The organism is Brevibacillus laterosporus (assembly GCA_007833815.1).
In the GTDB taxonomy this organism is placed as follows: domain Bacteria; phylum Bacillota; class Bacilli; order Brevibacillales; family Brevibacillaceae; genus Brevibacillus_B; species Brevibacillus_B laterosporus_D.
On the sequence record CP033464.1, the window covers coordinates 1,752,325 to 1,769,551 of the forward strand.

19 protein-coding genes and 1 pseudogene are annotated in these 17,227 nt (G+C 40.8%); 13 read left to right on the forward strand and 7 right to left on the reverse strand.

Annotated features, from left to right (window positions below):
* Window positions 1–504: 504 nt before the first annotated feature.
* The gene (locus EEL30_09915) at window positions 505–1,470 is read right to left on the reverse strand and encodes an RluA family pseudouridine synthase (protein QDX92611.1); all 966 of its coding nucleotides are present in this window, start codon (window positions 1,468–1,470) and stop codon (window positions 505–507) included.
* A 296-nt stretch (window positions 1,471–1,766) separates the two neighbouring features.
* Here EEL30_09915 and EEL30_09920 point away from each other — a divergent pair, with 296 nt between their 5' ends.
* The 4 genes from EEL30_09920 (at window position 1,767) to EEL30_09935 (ending at window position 4,412) form a co-directional block, all read left to right on the forward strand.
* Window positions 1,767–2,108, forward strand: a complete 342-nt coding sequence (locus tag EEL30_09920) for a hypothetical protein (protein ID QDX95726.1) — start codon at window positions 1,767–1,769, stop codon at window positions 2,106–2,108.
* A gap of 254 nt (window positions 2,109–2,362) precedes the next feature.
* Window positions 2,363–3,193, forward strand: a complete 831-nt coding sequence (locus EEL30_09925) for a penicillin-binding protein (protein QDX92612.1) — start codon at window positions 2,363–2,365, stop codon at window positions 3,191–3,193.
* Window positions 3,194–3,472: 279 nt separating this feature from the next.
* A complete protein-coding gene (locus EEL30_09930; GenBank protein ID QDX92613.1) occupies window positions 3,473–3,616 on the forward strand; it encodes a YhfH family protein in 144 nt (47 codons plus the stop codon).
* A 238-nt stretch (window positions 3,617–3,854) separates the two neighbouring features.
* Window positions 3,855–4,412 (forward strand): hypothetical protein, encoded by a 558-nt coding sequence (locus EEL30_09935; protein QDX92614.1) that lies wholly within the window; start codon window positions 3,855–3,857, stop codon window positions 4,410–4,412.
* A gap of 143 nt (window positions 4,413–4,555) precedes the next feature.
* Here EEL30_09935 and EEL30_09940 read toward each other — a convergent pair whose 3' ends face one another.
* The 3 genes from EEL30_09940 to EEL30_09950 all read right to left on the reverse strand — a co-directional run bounded on the left by EEL30_09940 (window position 4,556) and on the right by EEL30_09950 (window position 7,320).
* Window positions 4,556–5,935 carry a sensor histidine kinase gene (locus EEL30_09940; protein ID QDX92615.1) on the reverse strand — a complete coding sequence of 460 codons (1,380 nt, stop codon included), beginning with the start codon at window positions 5,933–5,935 and terminating at the stop codon, window positions 4,556–4,558.
* A gap of 3 nt (window positions 5,936–5,938) precedes the next feature.
* Window positions 5,939–6,664, reverse strand: a complete 726-nt coding sequence (locus tag EEL30_09945) for a DNA-binding response regulator (GenBank protein QDX92616.1) — start codon at window positions 6,662–6,664, stop codon at window positions 5,939–5,941.
* A 203-nt stretch (window positions 6,665–6,867) separates the two neighbouring features.
* On the reverse strand, window positions 6,868–7,320 hold the full coding sequence (locus tag EEL30_09950; GenBank protein ID QDX92617.1) for an NlpC/P60 family protein: 453 nt from the start codon (window positions 7,318–7,320) through the stop codon (window positions 6,868–6,870).
* A 516-nt stretch (window positions 7,321–7,836) separates the two neighbouring features.
* On the opposite strand from EEL30_09950, the gene EEL30_09955 reads away from it, so the two are divergent.
* From EEL30_09955 to EEL30_09985, 7 genes are all read left to right on the forward strand, one after another.
* Window positions 7,837–8,265, forward strand: a complete 429-nt coding sequence (locus EEL30_09955) for a hypothetical protein (GenBank protein ID QDX92618.1) — start codon at window positions 7,837–7,839, stop codon at window positions 8,263–8,265.
* A gap of 44 nt (window positions 8,266–8,309) precedes the next feature.
* Window positions 8,310–9,014 carry a PspA/IM30 family protein gene (locus EEL30_09960; protein ID QDX92619.1) on the forward strand — a complete coding sequence of 235 codons (705 nt, stop codon included), beginning with the start codon at window positions 8,310–8,312 and terminating at the stop codon, window positions 9,012–9,014.
* Between the two features lie 59 nt (window positions 9,015–9,073).
* Window positions 9,074–9,625 carry a phospholipid methyltransferase gene (locus EEL30_09965; protein QDX92620.1) on the forward strand — a complete coding sequence of 184 codons (552 nt, stop codon included), beginning with the start codon at window positions 9,074–9,076 and terminating at the stop codon, window positions 9,623–9,625.
* Window positions 9,626–9,655: 30 nt separating this feature from the next.
* Window positions 9,656–10,753 (forward strand): hypothetical protein, encoded by a 1,098-nt coding sequence (locus EEL30_09970; protein QDX92621.1) that lies wholly within the window; start codon window positions 9,656–9,658, stop codon window positions 10,751–10,753.
* Between the two features lie 19 nt (window positions 10,754–10,772).
* On the forward strand, window positions 10,773–11,924 hold the full coding sequence (locus tag EEL30_09975) for a sensor histidine kinase (protein QDX92622.1): 1,152 nt from the start codon (window positions 10,773–10,775) through the stop codon (window positions 11,922–11,924).
* Entirely contained in the window at window positions 11,899–12,528 is a 630-nt protein-coding gene (locus EEL30_09980) for a DNA-binding response regulator (protein ID QDX92623.1), read from the forward strand. Before EEL30_09975 ends, EEL30_09980 begins: the two co-directional genes overlap by 26 nt.
* 119 nt (window positions 12,529–12,647) lie before the next feature.
* A complete protein-coding gene (locus EEL30_09985) occupies window positions 12,648–13,478 on the forward strand; it encodes a biotin transporter BioY (GenBank protein QDX92624.1) in 831 nt (276 codons plus the stop codon).
* Between the two features lie 41 nt (window positions 13,479–13,519).
* On the opposite strand, the gene EEL30_09990 is transcribed toward EEL30_09985, so the two are convergent.
* Complete coding sequence (locus tag EEL30_09990; GenBank protein ID QDX92625.1) at window positions 13,520–14,071, reverse strand: hypothetical protein; 552 nt, start codon at window positions 14,069–14,071, stop codon at window positions 13,520–13,522.
* 43 nt (window positions 14,072–14,114) lie between these two features.
* Window positions 14,115–14,869 (reverse strand): annotated as a pseudogene (locus EEL30_09995) (N-acetylmuramoyl-L-alanine amidase).
* A gap of 147 nt (window positions 14,870–15,016) precedes the next feature.
* Between EEL30_09995 and EEL30_10000 the strand changes: the two are divergent.
* A complete protein-coding gene (locus EEL30_10000) occupies window positions 15,017–15,259 on the forward strand; it encodes a YneF family protein (protein ID QDX92626.1) in 243 nt (80 codons plus the stop codon).
* A gap of 311 nt (window positions 15,260–15,570) precedes the next feature.
* On the opposite strand, the gene EEL30_10005 is transcribed toward EEL30_10000, so the two are convergent.
* Complete coding sequence (locus tag EEL30_10005) at window positions 15,571–16,338, reverse strand: hypothetical protein (GenBank protein ID QDX92627.1); 768 nt, start codon at window positions 16,336–16,338, stop codon at window positions 15,571–15,573.
* 222 nt (window positions 16,339–16,560) lie between these two features.
* Here EEL30_10005 and EEL30_10010 point away from each other — a divergent pair, with 222 nt between their 5' ends.
* A complete protein-coding gene (locus tag EEL30_10010; GenBank protein QDX92628.1) occupies window positions 16,561–17,169 on the forward strand; it encodes a superoxide dismutase in 609 nt (202 codons plus the stop codon).
* The last annotated feature ends 58 nt before the right edge of the window (window positions 17,170–17,227 follow it).

Consider the following 17,227-nt stretch of genomic DNA (forward strand, 5'->3'; position numbering starts at 1 on the left):
ACTCTCTCCTTTTTGTTTCACATGGAAAGCCAAACGAGAGAACAGCATGATAAAAATAATATTCAATTAGCTGAACATAAAAATGGGTAAGGCGAATGTACCTTACCCACTACAAAATAATGTTAGTAAGAAAGGAATAAGATTCTTTATCTACTGTCCTCAGATTGGCTAACGAAAAATGGGCAGACTTCTCCCGTATTAAGCCAAATCTCTGATAAGAACAGTCGATAAAATCATCATATCCTTTTCTACACCTCATTATCACTTAGTATCGTTATACGCTAACAGTATATGTAAATACCTGTTGTTATGTCAAGATAGTAGGCAGATAAAAATATACACATGTAGCTTGTCTAAAAGGTAAAGTAACAACTTTACTTATAAAATCCTTTCTTGTTTTTGGCTATGCTTACTATGGCAATTGTAAAGATAAACGCACTATGAACACCTGAAGTCGTCGCACCTGACATTAGCCTCAGTCTTACAATTTTTTCGTTCCTTTCCTTATTCCTCATCCTTTTTAAATGGATGAAAAAACGTCTTAGGAATTTCTGATTCAAAGCGTAATAATTCTCCCGTACTAGGATGTATAAACGATAAGACTCTTGCGTGTAGTCCTAATCGCCCAATTGGTTTGGACTTAGCACTGTATTTCTTATCACCTACAATTGGGTGTCCAATGTCTTCCATGTGTACACGGATTTGATTTTTTCGGCCTGTTTCGAGATGGACCTCCAGCATTGAGAAATTTCGATCTGATTGAAGCACTTTGTAGTGAGTAACAGCATGTTGCCCGTCATTTGGATAGTGACTGGAATACATTTTTAATGTACTACTTTCTTTTAGCCACGATGAAATGGTGCCCTCTTGTTTTTTTACGGTTCCTTCCACAAGGGCAATGTATAGGCGCTCTTTGACGCTGTCCTTCCAAGAGTTTTGGAGTGCTTGTTGAACTCTCTCGCTTTTAGCAAACATCATAACACCAGATGTGTCTCGATCTAGACGGTGCACGACAAAAATTCTATTGTTAGAATTATCAAGACGCACATGGGCTGTCAATTGACGATAGACCGTCAACTCTTTCTCTTGCGGAGAGGCAATTGATAGCAATCCAGCTTCTTTTTGAATAACAATGACATCATCATCTTCATGTAAAATTTTGATTCCGATCATAGGTGGTGTTTCAGAAACCTTTTTGTTCTGAAGGGAGACGGTTTGTCCAGGATGCAACGCATGATTGTGGGTTGTCACAACTCGATCGTTTACTAATACTTGTCCACGCGTTAACAGGGATTTAATAGAGTTACGGCTGAGATTTGTAATATGCTGTAATAAAAAAGGCAGTAACTCAGACGGTTCTTTCACCGTATATTGTTTGGCTGGGGCCTGATTTTTGCTAGTAGATTTGTTATTGTTTTTTGTAAAGTGTTTGGTGTTTTGCTTGTTGGGATGGTTCCTTCTTTTATTCATGAGATAAACCTCTTTCTTGGAAACTACGTTACGAGCTACAAGGAAATGTAACCGATAGTCTCTATACTAACAAATAACAAACGATCCACCAAGTATAACAGGTAGGTCTTCACATGTGAGGAATGAAAGGACCAATGCTACTAGCAAACAGGTTATACTTGAAAAAAGCCTTCCTACATAAAGAAGCTTCTGTTTACAAATTGTTACTACTTATTAACAGTCAGCTTTTTTCTTCCCCTGTCTTCTTCATTTTTGTTATAATGGTGCTTAAGCCAATTAAGGGAGTGTTACGAACGATGGATGCATTGTTTGACCAATTGAAAGAATATCTAAATATGGATACAGAAATCTCTTTACCTGAGTTTGATAAGTATTATAAAGAAGTATTGGTATTTTTAGATAGTGAATGGACAAACATGACTGAAGAAGATACCATGCGTATGATCTTCATTCTGGATAACTTAAAAGCGAACAGCGAAGATCGTTCTAAGCGCAAAGGTAAAGAAGCCAAGAAATTCGCTAAAATTGCTGAGCGTACAAATATTTGGGCTCAAGTAATGATTAAACGCATGAAAGAATTCGGTGTAAACGACGAAGAGATCGGCAAGCGTTACGAAGCAATTTACGAAGCAGTGTAGGTAAACACAGCTTACCAACCAAACCGGCATGTAAGCCTGGGTGGTTGAGGTCTGATTCCCTAAGGGAATCAGGCTTTTTTCTGTTGTAAGCCCCACTTTTGATGAGGAAACCTTACAAAAATTTAAGGTTTCTGTAAGACTTTTAAATAGGTAACGGAAAGGTTCTTGTACTACAATAAGATACACAACGTGAAAAAAGTCGAAACATGTCAAAGAAAACAACGTCCAATAAAGTAGGAAGGGAGGCAGCAATCATGAACCATGTCTTACAAGGAACAGCACAACCGTTAGAACAAAGCAAACATAACACCTGGCGTACCAAAGTACCAAAATGGTTAGTGATTTTTTTGGTTGCTGCGCTTTTCTTACAAGTTATTGTGTATTCTACTATAACGATAGCGGGTACTTATTTGATTGACCAACAGATCTTAACGAAGACTGTAGGTAGCAGTCTAGGAGGCCAAGGGACGTATGTTGCAGCAGACGAAATGCCTACTTACTTGAAGGATGCTTTTATAGCTATTGAGGACCATCGCTACTATAACCATAAAGGAATTGATTATATTGCATTTGGACGTGCATTATGGATCAACACCATGTCAGAGAGCAAGCGTCAAGGTGGCAGTACGATTAGCATGCAATTAGCTAGAAACTTATTTTTAACAAATGAAAAAACCTATACACGTAAGTTGAAGGAAGCATTCATTGCGATGAATTTAGAACGTCAATTTACTAAAGATGAGATAGTAGAGATGTATTTAAACAATATTTATTTTGGTCATGGAAAATACGGAATTGAAGCAGCTGCACAGCATTATTTTGGTAAAACTGTACGACTACATGATCCAAAGTTCAAAACGATTAACGAGAGCGAAGCAGCCATGCTGGCGGCTTTACCAAAAGCACCTGAAAACTATTCACCAATTAAATATCCAGATAAGGCAATGACGCGTCAGCATGTGGTACTAAGCAGAATGAAAAAGCTTGGCTATATCACGAATAAGCAGGAGCAGGAATTTTTGAAACAAAAAATTATCATAAAAACAAATGGAAATACGTTGTCTAGAGTAGCCTCGCAGTCATAACTGCGGGGTTTTCTTTATGAAGAATAGAGTAATCTGTTACTGTTCATAAGGATTTTCGCCAGTCATTTTCATCACTGGATAATATTTCTTGTGTTATAACAGGGTTATTTAGTGAAAATAGTATTAATACAGAGAAAGAAAGAGCATTCTAGAGATAGGGTAACCAGATAACGGATAATCGCCGTAAAATGTGCTATAACAACATTTTTTATTAATTAACTGTTGTAGTACAATGGGTGTAACAGTTTGAAGCAGGAAAAACATACGGAGGCGATTAACATGGAGAAAATGAGTCATTTCTTTGCTACATTAGGACCAAAACAATGTGAATGCTGTGGTCAACCAATTACAGAACAAGCGGAATCCTATATGTCCGAATGCTTGGATTGCTCCGAAAAGAAATACATGATCGTGAAAGCTTAATGTATAGGTAATAAATTACCTTTTGTTGGAACCTTTCTTTTCTCCCTATAGATACCCTTGATAAGTCATTCTGCAAATCGAGCAGAATGGCTTCTTTTTCTTGAGATAAAAATGTATGAGTGCTGCATCTACTACATACCAGTAAGGTTGTGCAAGCGCCAATTTTTCTTTACGTTTTACTTGCACCAGCAAAGAAAACAGGGCATTCTAAGAACAGAATATGGAGAGGAGCTTTTCGATGTTTCATCCTATTATTTATGACAATATTAAAGTTGTACTGGAAGGCGCTGTTTATGACCATGATTTAGATGGCGACATTTTGGTTACAAATCGAGTAGATGCTGTTGATTTAGCCAAATTTGGACGTTATTTTCATATTCAATTTCACTTACTTTCTCCCGAGGAGAACAACAACAAACACAAGGTTACTGCTGAAATTCAGCTCTCGACGGAACTATCTGATATTGCAAGTGAACAGTTAGAACAAACTCTTGCGGTACCGATGGGCTGTCGTATATGTATTCATTTTGATTTATCTATGAGGGATGTACCTCACGAATCTGCACAAGTGATACATATTTTAAATGAAATTTGGGGACATCGCCCGCATATTACACAACAGGTGATGTTTACAGTAGATGAGCATCAAGAATGGAGCTGGCCACCTGAACAGTTCAAGGTTCGAATACAACTAGATTTCCATCGTAAGATTGACGAAGGGAATATTCCTGATTTGAATGAAATTGTAGAATGCTGTATTGAATCATTGCGATTACTAGCGCAACGAGAAATGTAACCTGCACCACAGGATAGTATGAATACGATGATACAGTAGGAGACAAGCAAAAAATACCGCGTCAGAGTTGGAAGCTCGCTCCGATGCGGTATTTCTATATCTACTTTTAGATCAGTATTCTTTACTAAGGCCGGATGATTCTCCTAATCCTTTGGTAAAGGTTTATCTAGAGATGTGTTTTTCTGTTTAAGAGGAATGGCTACCGTAAAGGCACTGCCTATTCCTAACTGACTGCTAACAATAATTTTACCCTCATGTCGCTCAACTAGTCGTTGGCAGATTGTCAGTCCGAGCCCAGTACCACCATTGTTGCGATTACGTGATTTTTCAGCTCGATAAAATTTGGTGAAGATTTTGGATAGATCTTCTTCTGCGATGCCTTCCCCTTTATCGATGACAGAGAAGCTAACTTCATTATTCCCCATATCACAGGTGAACAGGATACTTCCATTTGGTTTATTATAATGAATGGCGTTATTTAGTAGGTTCTCTAGAACACGACGTAGTTTTTGCTCATCTGCTTCCATATGTAATGAATCAGAAATGCGGAATTTACTAGAGAAGCTAATTGGACTATGTTCCAGACGAGTAGCGTACTCTTCAGCGATGTTGATAGCGAACGTGCGTATATGAATGCGAGTTAAGTTAAGTGGAAAGCGTCCCATCCATTGATTGTGGTCCTGCAACTCATCCAACAAATTTTCCAAATCAAGAGCCTTTTCCTCAATTTTCCCCATCTGTTTCTGAATGCGTTCAAGATCGGTGACACGACCCGAGGCAATATAAGAGGCATAACCTTTAATGGTGGTTAATGGTGTACGGAAATCATGAGCAATGGCTGCCATCAATTCTTGTTGGCGATCTTCTACAAAATTGAGTTCTTCCACCATGTCATCGAAATAGTGGAATAGTTGCCCAAATTCATCCGTCGATTGATAAGAAAAGGCAACATCTCGTTTACCAGCCTTAATTTCCTGGGTAACGCGAGAAAGTTCATCAACAGGACGTAGTATCCAGCGAATGACAACAATAAATAAGATAATACCTATGAAAATCAGGCTGACATAAATGTACATAATGGTCATGGAGACCCCTTTGGAAGCGAGAATATCATAATCATCAGTATAAAATCGAACAACAGTCCTACCTTCAACAGGAGCACTACGATCAATGAAATACTCGGCTACCACCATTTTTAATCCTTTGCCTTTTGTTTCAAAGGCTTCTGAAGTTTTTGTGGTAATTGCATTGCCATTCTCATCTTCCACTACAATGGTGTACATCAAGTCTTCTGGCAACTGTTTAGTCAATTCTTTTAATTCATTGGGATCTTTAAACAAGGAACGACGAATCACCTCATTAAAGCTGACTCGCTCGGCGACTTCCTTTCCCAGCAAGAACTGCTCATGGCGATCTGTTTTAAGCTGATCCACAATAATGTTTTGAAAGACAAAGCGGTATGCCAAAATATGAATCACGATGACAGCTAAAAAGGCGAGCAGTATTTTATTGCTGATTTTCACGAATTAGATACGCTCCCCAATAAAGACGTAACCAGTTCCCCATTGCGTCTTAATAAATGTGCGTTCTATTTCTAGTTTTTCACGTAGGTTCTTAATATGTACCGTAACAGTATTAAGCGAGCCATAACCATAGCCCCATACGCGATCATAGATTTGTTCTCGGGTAAAAACAATCCCTGGATTCTCTGCTAGGAAGGTTAATAATTGAAATTCTTTTGTGGACAAATCAATTTTATTTTCACCTACATAAACAGAGTAGGTTTCCTTATGAATTTCCAGGCCTTTAAATTTTAAGATAGTAAGAGGTGAATTTCCTGCTTCCTTATCTAGTTGTTCAGTGTGAGCAGTTAATTTTCGCAACCGATCATAGCGACGTAGGTGTGCGCGGATGCGAGCCAGTAATTCTTCTGTATCAAAAGGCTTGGTGATATAATCATCAGCACCAATCTCTAATCCTACAACTTTATCAACTGGTTTGCCTTTTGCACTGAGGAAAATGATAGGCATTTCCCGTTCGCGACGAATTTGGGCACAGAGTTCATAGCCACTCATTTGTGGCATCATAATATCAAGTAGAATGAGATTTGGGCTTAACCCGCTGTCTAGTTTTGCAAGTGCTTCTTCTCCGTTATTAGCATGAGAAACGTCAAAACCTTCATTCTCAAGGATGTCTTGGAGCAGATCGACAATCTCTTGGTTGTCGTCCACAACAAAAATATGATCTTTCAAGGGAGACCCTCCTAGTTTCTACGAAATGCAATTAGTCTCATCATATCATGGATAAGTGCGTCTGGCACAACTAAATATAAGGAAAGATATAGTCTTATCATGTGAGCTGGTACTAATTGTAGTCAGAAAAAGCCAGAGACTTTTGTCCCTGGCTTTTGTATAAAAAGGTCATTCTTCTTTTTCATCTTATTTGAAAAAGATGTTTAGTCTTCCAGGTCTGCGATTGCTACACGTTTAGCACCTACGTATCTCTTGCTCCAATAGTAGGGATCGTCTAGGCTTGTCTTCGTTACCCCAATTCCTGTTTCGGAGTGAGCGAACATATTGTTTCCAATATAGATGCCTACGTGAGAAATGTTTGTACCATTCGTGTTAAAAAACACCAAATCACCTGGCTTTAGGTCTTCTCGATCTACTGACTCGCCCATATCAAACTGAGAAGCAGAAGAAGCTGGAAGTTTTGTTCCTAAGGAACTAAACACGTACCCGGTAAAACCGGAACAATCAAAACCGGAAGTAGATTTACCGGCTGCTTTGTAAGGTACGCCATACAAAGAATTGATAGTGTCGCCTAGTGAGTTGGAAGATGCGAATACAGAACCTCCACCCACGGCTAGTAATGCAGTCATTAGTATGGAACACACAAACTTACGCAACGAATGAGCCCCTTCCCTTTAAGCCTCCGAGGTTAGCTGATGGGTTCGGTCGAAAGGTTTCCCTAAGCTGTTTGGTATAACACAGCTATTCACCCCAAAGTATGGTTCCCCCGTTTCCATTGTCTGGAACTCGGCTATTTTTCGATTTTTTTTACAGAGAAATTAAATTCTACTTTCGTCGCCATTCCCCTTTTTTTTTTATTAAAGTTCACATTTTCGACATATTTCTAAGTAATCTTTTTAGATAATACCCGTCTTATCTAATTCTGATAACAACGTCACTTCCTTTATATATTTATAGTAGAAACACCTCTGAAACCCTCCAATCATTTCCTATTGATTTACCGTATTTCTTACCTACTTTCCCTTAAAATCTATTGTTCCTTTTAAGGATGGACATTCTCTCCGACTCAGGGCTGAGGCGAAAACCATCCGCTCGCCCGTTATAGATTGTTTCCGGGTCGACTACAATAAGGTCATGAACAACAAGCGATTGAAAAAAAGGAGGGAAAACATTTGCAAGGGCAATCCGGAAAAATATTTCTGGGGCTTACGCTGATTGTCGTAGGGGTACTGGTGTTGCTTGACAAACTAGGGCTAGGAATCGACAGGTTAATCCCCATGTTTATCGCAGGGCTATTAATGATTTATGGTTGCAAAAAGGTGTTAAGCGCTGGCTCAACAGGAAATAAGGGATGGGGAATCTTCGTTTTCCTCTTCGGGCTATTAATGCTCTTAGATAAATTGAGCTTGCTTTTTGGTTGCATGTTAGCCATTGCGATCATCTACTTTGGCTTTAAAGTAATGAAAAGCCAACGACATACTTCTCAGCATGAAGCTCCACCGATTTGGGAAAGAGACTGGGCAAAAAGTGTACTACGAGAAGATAAGCTAGATCGTTGGGAACACGAACTAAAGAAACGTCAACAAAAGGATTTGTTTTGATTACAAAAACCAAAAAATGATAAACTCTAGGGAGGAATTTTAAGATGAGTATTTTTAAAAGACTGCGTGATGTAACGGTGGCTTCAGTAAATAATGCGATTGATTCCATGGAAGATCCGGTAGTAATGCTTACTCAATACATGCGTGATATGGAAGCTGAGATTGGTCGAGTAGAAATTGCGGTTGCTCGCCAAGTGGCGCAAGAGAAGAAGTTCCGTCAACAATATGAAGAGGCTAATACTCTAGCAGGTAAACGTGAACGTCAAGTGATGCTTGCTTTATCTGAAGGCGAAGACGAATTGGCAAGACGCGCCCTATTGGATCAAAAAACATATGAATCACGTGCGGTTGAATTAAAAGAACTATTAGATTCATCCAGTCATGCCGCTCAACAAATGCGTGAGAAATTGGCTGAGCTAAAAGAAGAGTTTTATAAAATGCGTGCTAAAAAATACATGTTAATGTCCCGAGCTCAAGTCGCTCGTACACAAAAACAAGTCAATTCTTATGTAACAGGCATGGGTGTTGAAAACGCAGCTCGCGGTTTCCATCGCATGGAGGAAAAAGTGATGCAAATGGAAGCAGAAGCAAGCATGAGCGGCATGTATGAGGATTCTGAATACCATCGTTCATTGAAAAATCTGGATAAAAAAGATGAATTAGATAATGAATTAGCAAAATTAAAGGAGAAACTGGCAGGAAAATCTGTTGAAAATAGGGAAGAAGTAGAGTCAGCAATAAAGAACTAGATACTATCAATTACAGCAGCCCTGTTTAGGGCTGCTTTTCCCCTAGGAGGGTTTACTAGATGTCAGATTTACTTGTGTTTCTGAGACGCTTTGTCTCACGGCCGGGACAAGTAGGGAGCGTTATCCCCAGTTCGCGTTATTTAAGCAATTTAATGATGAAAAATGTACCATGGGAACAAGTGGGGCATATTGCCGAATTGGGGCCAGGAACCGGTGTGTTTACACGTGCTATTCTTACACAGATGAAGGAAGATGCACAGTTTTTTATCGTTGAGCGCGATCCGCAATTTCAACAGATGCTGCATCATCGCTTCCCTAAAGTTCCGATTTGCTCGGAGGCGGTTAGATTATCGAAGTATATGAATGAATTAAACATTCCCTCACTTGACGCCATTATCTCTGGACTACCCTTTGCGGTTTTCCCAGAACAATTACGTAGTGACATCTTGGATTCTGTGGTAGAGTCTCTTGAACCAGGTGGGGTATTTGTTACCTTTCAGTACTCTTTGCAACTTAAAAATGAACTTGAATTTCGCTTTTCAAAGGTGGATATTAAATTTACCCCACTCAATATTCCACCAGCTTTTGTATATGTATGTAAAAAAGGATAAAAAATCAGTTGAGAGAGGAGTAGGCTCCGTTTGAAATTTTCTCGGGTAGAAAAAATGGTAGCAGGTACCATTATCATCTTTGTTGGTTTAGGCCTCTTCCTCAATAATTTAGGGCTGGTTTTTTTCAGCATTTTTTCCTTATGGCCTCTGCTACTTATCTTTTGGGGGTACCGATTCTGGAAACGAGGAAGAAAAATTGCCGGGGGTATCTTGTTAACCATTGGCGTTCTTAATATTTTTCAAGAATGGTTTGGCATTGCGATCCATAATTTGTTTGGCTTTATCTTTTCGCTATTCTTTATCTACTATGGCATTCGATTAATACGTCGCAAAGGTCGAAATAAGAATGACTTTGACCAAGACTTAACTTATACAGAAGAGAAGGTACGAGAGGCATCACCATATCAACAACCAACAACAAAACAAGATGAGTTGGATCTTGCAATGGATGCGTTGGTAAAAGAGAAACAATGGCAGGAAGCACAAGTAAAAATAGAAGATGGTATCCAAGCAGAACAGACAAGACAGGAAACCTTTGCAAACGAGCAGAACGATCAAAAGGCGAAGAAAGAACCTTTTACACAGTTTGGACCTAGGATTGAAGGCGAACGCTATTCTGGCTCTTATTTTTCGGATGGTCCTGATGAACCTTTTACTTCAAAAGAAGGCTCTCAAAGAGAACAACGGAAATCCAGAAATAAAACCTTTAATAAAGGCTTTGATGAAACGTTCTATGATCATGTGCATATTCACAATCCACAAGACACACGCAGTTCCCTGATCGGCGATTATCGACTGATTTCGGGTCGCTTTGAGCTGAAAAATATGCGGATATGGCAAGGCATCGGTGATGTGGTTATTGATCTTTCTCGTGCTGTGATTCCTGAAAGAGAAGGGACGCTGGTTATCAACGGCTGGATCGGAGACGTTACGATCTATGTACCAGTCGACATGCCAGTACAGGTGATGGCAGAAGTAACGATTGGAGAATTGGAAGTACTAGGCCATCGTCAAAATGGCATTACGCGTAAGGTGATGTTGTCCACTCATAACTACGCAGAAGCTACTGAAAAAGTAAAAATCATCATTTCGCTCTGGGTGGGCGATATTGATGTAAAGTACATCTGATGAAAGGGTGTACTAACGTATGAAACAATCCTATTCGACATTAAAAAGCATTCAATGGCAGGCGGTTCAACAAGCGCTGTTCTGGACAAACAGCACGGTGTTGACGATGTTCGGTATTTTCTTATGGATCGGTCATTATAGCAAGGATCGTCCTGAGGTTAATGAGTGGTTGTCCACATATCTACATGTATCCATGCACTTTGAGTTAAGCTGGCGTGTCTTCTTTTTTCAATTATTCGTGGGATTATTAGTAGCTACAGCTGTTGGCTTAGTCAGTGGTTATATCGCTGGTAATCTATTGAAAAAGCGTCTCTATTCTCTGTGGGAAGCGACGATGAATCTAGAACGCGGAATGCTATCTTATAGGGTGCCTGAGTTAGGATCAGACGAAATTGGCGAACTGGGCTGGCAGTTGAATCGGCTTGCAGCTAAATGGGAAGGTCAAGTAGCATCATTACAACGACTCTCCACGCACAATGCGGAATTGCATGATCAGGTTAAGGTTGCTGCCGTGACAGAAGAACGACAACGACTTGCACGTGAATTGCATGATGCGGTCAGTCAGCAATTGTTTGCTATCGCGATGACCACAGCTGCTATCAAGCGATTGATTGATAAAAACCCAAGTCGAGCAGCTCAACAGATTGAACTGGTAGAGGAGATGGCAGCAGGAGCTCAAGCAGAAATGAGAGCATTACTGTTACACTTGCGTCCCGCTACGTTACAAAATAAATCGCTAGGTGAAGCGGTTGAAGAGCTTTTAGAAGAGTTGAAGATCAAGCATACATTAGATATTAACTGGGAAATTAGTAACATTGCCAACATCCCGAGTGGTATTGAGGATCAATTATTTCGGATTTTGCAAGAAGCGTTATCCAACTCCTTGCGTCATTCCAGAGCACATAGCATTACAATAAAATTGTTTACGCTACAGGGACATGTACGTTTCCGCATTGCGGATGATGGAATTGGCTTTGATCCAGATGGAGAAAAAATGACCTCATATGGGTTGGTGTCCATGCGTGAGAGGGTTGATGAAATCGGTGGAGCAATGGAGATTTATTCATCACCGGGCAATGGCACACAGATCGAAATACGCGTCCCGTTACTGCTGGACGTTCACCCAAAAGGAGTAGATGGAGAAAATGATCCGGGTATTACTAGTAGATGATCATGAGATGGTGCGTATGGGGCTCGCTTCTTATTTGTCCACAGAGGATGATATAGAAGTAGTAGGAGAGGCTTCAAGTGGGGAAGATGGAGTACGTCTGGTAGAGGAAATGCAGCCAGACGTGGTGCTAATGGATTTGGTCATGGAAGGTATGGGAGGTATTGAGGCAACAAGAAAAGTGCGGGAAGTGTTGCCGCACACCAAGGTGATTGTACTTACCAGCTTTATTGATGATGAAAAAGTGTACCCAGTTATTGAAGCAGGTGCATTCAGTTATCTGTTAAAAACCTCCCGTGCCTCTGAAATCGTGAAAGCCATTCGTGCCGCTGTAGAAGGTGAGCCTGTACTGGAATCGCAAGTGGCGAGCAAAATCATGGCTCGTTTCCGTACAGGTGCACAGACACCAGCGCATCAACAGTTGACGCCTCGTGAGCTGGAGGTACTGCTGTTGATCGGGCAGGGAAAATCCAATCAAGAGATTGCGGATGAATTAATTATTGGAATTAAAACGGTTAAGACGCATGTAAGTAATGTTTTATCGAAATTAGGTGTAGAAGATCGGACGCAAGCTGCTATTTATGTACATAAGCATCAGCTACATTAAGAAAAATAGATGAAACGCCAAAACCCGGAGCTATTCTTCGGGTTTTTCTGCTTATGGCTTATCAAACCGGCTTACTAGGGCAATACTAAAAGAATATGGAATATAGTGGAGTTGGTCGCATGAAAAAGTTTATGCCGAAGCGATCCCAATTCTTCACAGCAAATAATGGAGTAGATGTCGTCGGAGATATACATGGTTGCTATGAAGAATTTATTGAACTGTTGTCGGTGCTCGGCTACACGTTCGATGCAAAGGATCAGCTATATAAACATCCTAGGGGAAGAAAGCTTCTGTCACTGGGAGATATTACGAGCAGAGGACCAGAGTCCCTCAAGTTACTTGATTTTTTTATTAGGCATGTTAAAGAGGGGCTAGCTGAGATGGTAGACAGCAATCATGGCTGGAAAATTGCACGTTGGCTAGATGGAAGACGTGTAATGCTGGCGCATGGGGATGAGTTGGTGGAACATCAGTTTGCGCGTTATGAGGCAGAACGCGGAGCGCGTCCTGCTGCTCAATTTCGTTATGCGAGTTTGCAACTGCTCATGTCGGCACCTTCACATATTATTGTGAAATACCGAGGTGAAAAAGTTCTAGTTGCCGTGCATGCTGGGATTAAAGACAGTTATATTGGGACGGATTCACCCGCCATCCAAAATTTTTGTCGATATGGAGATGTGGCAGGTTTGGGGCCAGATGGTAGGCCCATTCGCAAGGATTGGACGGTAGAGCATTTATCCAATATGTTAATCATCTGGGGGCATGACCCTCGACCTGAACCAGAACGCAGTGAAAAGCAGAATGCTATTAATATTGACCAGGGGTGTGTGTTTGGAGGTAAGCTATCCGCTTATCGTTACCCAGAGGATGAGCTAGTCAGCGTGATGGCTAAAGCTAATTATTCCGGCTTGGATGATACACCACTCACCCGTTATGTAAAAAGGAAATAGCTTTGTCAGAAAAAAGCGAGCCAGATTACATAGGCTCGCTTTTAGACATAATCTTCGTAGGATGAGAAATTCTTTTTTTGAGAGGAATCATTAGGTAACTGAGAAGGTGATTCTAAGGGAGCTTCACTAGTCGGTGTGTCGGTAGTAGGAGGCAGTTGTTCTGGATCGGTATTAGGGGCAGAAGGGGTAGCTGTGGGAGGAGATAAGGATTGATTCAATGCGATTTCAATTGCTGTCTGCTGTGTATGCGCTTGTGACTGTGTTTGGGATGGTATAGGAATCTGTGTAGAGGATTGCTCTTGCTCTAGGGATTGCACAGAAGGTTGAAAGGTAATCGAACGCATATGCTGTTGGGTATTTTTTGTAGTAGAGTAAATTCCTACGGCTGCAAGGCCTGCTGTGATTCCATGCATGAGGGAATCTTTCCAGATGAAAGGTACGGGGCCATATAACCAATCGTAACCTATCTTTAATAGCAAAATAAATCCCAATGTTGTCCAGGCCCGTAGCTTCGTAGGAATACCTAGCCAGCTAGATAGGGTAGAGGTGGCCGCCATGGCGATCGCCACAATAGCACCAATGTCTAAGCTCATGGGAACGTCTCCTTTGTTTAGCCGTGCTTGTGTAATAAATGGCCTATTTTTTCGTCAATTTTTCGTATAATCGGCGTAACACGACGGCTTCTGCCCATAACGGCAAGGGGTTATCGTAATTGTGCCGCCAATCCTCATTAGTTAAAATGCCTTCTTGGTAAAGCCAGCTAACTGCTTCCTGCTTCCAGTCAGCTGGCGGATCAGGATTTGGATCAGGATCAGGATCAGGTGTAGTGGTTTGTGGGGAGTATAAGGACGATTGGTAAACTCAGCAAAACCACGAACAACGGCTTCTGCAAGATTTTCCCACTTTGTATTTAAGAGCTGTGCATCTGTCGGATTGTCTGCAAATCCATATTCGATGATGACTGTTTCTACGTTTCCAGTGTCCCGATGCATAAAATAGTAATCAAGCTGGGGATTATTAGGAAGAGTACGCGTATAGGTACGTCTCACGGGCATGCCAACTGTCTCGATTTCCTCAAAAAGAGAACGAGCCATGGCTGAGGAAGCATGAATGGAGTAGATTCCTTCTGCCCCGTGTCCGCCACCCGAATTAACATGATTGCAAAGACAATAACGTGCGCCGCTGTTACGAACTAGTGATGCACGCTGGTCGCTTCCAAGCGTCATGTCTGTAGAACGGGTAAGCAAAGTCGGAATATTTAATTCTAAAAAACGCTGGTATTGATAAAGGGACATTTTTAGTACGAGGTCTTTTTCTTTAAACAAGTTGTTGGTCCCTCCTCCTGGATCAATGCCACCATGTCCAGGGTCGATCATGACGAAAGGAGTCATTTTTCTTCACCTCGTCACAGTATATGCAGATCCTATCACAAAAAGTTAGCCTCATTTCATACCTTACGACACAAATCAGCATGGACAGGGAAGCTTCTTATGGTAAAATGGACGGGATAAGATATTAAAAAAGGATGGTAATGGAACATGTGGTACAACTGGGTTATTCCAATTGTTACGCTTCTCGCAGGTTTAGCTGGTGGGTTCTATGGTGGAGTTCACTATCTTAAAAAGCAAGTAGCCAACATGCAAATGGATGAAAAACAAATTCAAACCATGGCACGTTCTATGGGTATGAATTTAAATCAAAAGCAGCTAAAGCAAATGAGTCGCAACATGAAAAACATGAAAATGCCGAACACAAAACTCCCTAAACCTAAGTCAAAATAGGAGGGAAGCAACTTGAGCTCCTCGCGTATTCGCTTTATGATGTTAGGCTTTATCATTGGAGTCATACTGTTCTTTCTTAAAGATTTACCAACGGGATTTCGAATGGCAGCTCCCTTTTACGGGGCAGGCATCGGCTTATTAACCGACGGAATCATTGCCCGTGTAAAGCAACAGAGAGATGGCAAATAACGGGGAGACAGGTGCCGATCGGGTAAAAACGTGTCAGCAACCAAACAGGAGTAAGTCGCCTGTTATTAGTAAAAAAGTAACGGCGTGCAACCATCAGGTGTTGCACGCCGTTTTGCTTATTTTTATTTGATTAATAGTTCATACACCATTTTTGTAATGAGAGAGACTGATATAATAAGAAATAGCGGGCGCACATAACGGACACCTGTTTTGACAGCTACGCGGGCACCTAAAGTAGCACCTATAATCATCGCAATCCCCATAACTAAACCAGTTGAAAAGAAGACCTTTCCATTCCAGGTAAATACAGTAAGCGCAGCAATGTTGCTGGCTAGATTAAGGATACGACCGTTTCCAGCAGCGATTACAAAATCATAACCAAACAATAATACCATGAGAAAGACAAAGAAGGAGCCTGTGCCAGGACCAAAAAAACCATCGTAGAACCCGATCAAAAAAGCAAACAAAATCCCCCAAGGAATAGTAAAGGTCGTGTACCCTTTAAAGTTTGCTTCATGGCCAAACTTTTTGTTTAAAAGAGTATAAACAAAGATAAGACCCATCATAATAATTACTAGCGTGTTAAGAAAGCCTTGAGGAACATCTAAAACAGTCAGGGCACCTATCCATGCACCGATAAATGAAAAGGGCATAAGGATTAACATTAGCTTTTTATCATATTTACCCATGCTAATGAAGGTGATGGAGCTGGTTAGGGAAGAGATAGTACCTGCCAGTTTGTTTGTACCCAATGCTAAATGAGGAGGGAGACCTAAACCCAACAAGGCAGGCAGGGAAATCAATCCTCCTCCTCCAACACAACTATCAATGAATGCAGCTAAAAATCCTAATAACGAAAGTAAAACAATGGTGGATATGTCGAGTTCCATATGACAGTCAGACTCCTTTATGCAATTGTGAAATATTTGATAATGTACAGTTTAACATGAGCGATCGGGTTTGCAAGGGTTGAACATTCGGTAATGTAGGACTAAACACCTTACTATACTTTCAAAACATTTTTGTTGCATTAGTCAGTCGTTTGCGCTATAATTAAACAGAAAAAGAAGAGTAAATAAACTTTTTACCTACATAAAGGAGGAGTTTTTGTAATGGCACATCAACTACCTGCACTACCATATGCAAACAATGCATTGGAACCACATTTTGATGCACTAACAATGGAAATTCACCACGATCGTCATCACGCTACATACGTTAACAATTTAAATGTTGCTTTAGAAGCTCATGCTGATCTTCAAGAAAAAAGCATTGAAGAATTGATTTCCAATCTGGATGCTCTTCCAGAAGGCATTCGTACAGCTGTACGTAACAATGGCGGTGGACATGCGAACCACAGCTTATTCTGGGAAATTCTAAGTCCAAATGGCGGCGGAAACCCAACAGGTGCTATTGCTAATGCGATTAATGCAGCTTTCGGTAGCTACGATAACTTTAAAGCTGAATTTGCAAAAGCAGCTACAGGCCGTTTCGGTTCTGGCTGGGCTTGGCTAATTGTAGACGGCGATAAAGTAGCAATCACTTCCACACCTAACCAAGATAGCCCAATCATGGAAGGCAAAAAGCCTGTTCTTGGTCTAGATGTATGGGAGCATGCTTATTACTTGAATTACCAAAACAAACGCCCAGACTACATCGGTGCTTTCTGGAACCTGATTAACTGGGAAGAAGTAAACAAACGCTTCCAAGCGGCTCGCTAATACATGTAAAAAAATCAAAAGGTAAGCCTCCTATTAGACATGTCTAGTAGGAATGCTT

What these genes read in the sequence shown, in the direction of transcription:
- EEL30_09915 (QDX92611.1), bottom strand. Translation starts at nt 1,470, where the DNA reads ATGAATAAAAGAAGGAACCATCCCAACAAGCAAAACACCAAACACTTT.
- EEL30_09920 (QDX95726.1), top strand. Translation starts at nt 1,767, where the DNA reads ATGGATGCATTGTTTGACCAATTGAAAGAATATCTAAATATGGATACA.
- EEL30_09925 (QDX92612.1), top strand. Translation starts at nt 2,363, where the DNA reads ATGAACCATGTCTTACAAGGAACAGCACAACCGTTAGAACAAAGCAAA.
- EEL30_09930 (QDX92613.1), top strand. Translation starts at nt 3,473, where the DNA reads ATGGAGAAAATGAGTCATTTCTTTGCTACATTAGGACCAAAACAATGT.
- EEL30_09935 (QDX92614.1), top strand. Translation starts at nt 3,855, where the DNA reads ATGTTTCATCCTATTATTTATGACAATATTAAAGTTGTACTGGAAGGC.
- EEL30_09960 (QDX92619.1), top strand. Translation starts at nt 8,310, where the DNA reads ATGAGTATTTTTAAAAGACTGCGTGATGTAACGGTGGCTTCAGTAAAT.
- EEL30_09965 (QDX92620.1), top strand. Translation starts at nt 9,074, where the DNA reads ATGTCAGATTTACTTGTGTTTCTGAGACGCTTTGTCTCACGGCCGGGA.
- EEL30_09975 (QDX92622.1), top strand. Translation starts at nt 10,773, where the DNA reads ATGAAACAATCCTATTCGACATTAAAAAGCATTCAATGGCAGGCGGTT.
- EEL30_09980 (QDX92623.1), top strand. Translation starts at nt 11,899, where the DNA reads ATGATCCGGGTATTACTAGTAGATGATCATGAGATGGTGCGTATGGGG.
- EEL30_09985 (QDX92624.1), top strand. Translation starts at nt 12,648, where the DNA reads ATGAAAAAGTTTATGCCGAAGCGATCCCAATTCTTCACAGCAAATAAT.
- EEL30_09990 (QDX92625.1), bottom strand. Translation starts at nt 14,071, where the DNA reads ATGAGCTTAGACATTGGTGCTATTGTGGCGATCGCCATGGCGGCCACC.
- EEL30_10000 (QDX92626.1), top strand. Translation starts at nt 15,017, where the DNA reads ATGTGGTACAACTGGGTTATTCCAATTGTTACGCTTCTCGCAGGTTTA.
- EEL30_10005 (QDX92627.1), bottom strand. Translation starts at nt 16,338, where the DNA reads ATGGAACTCGACATATCCACCATTGTTTTACTTTCGTTATTAGGATTT.
- EEL30_10010 (QDX92628.1), top strand. Translation starts at nt 16,561, where the DNA reads ATGGCACATCAACTACCTGCACTACCATATGCAAACAATGCATTGGAA.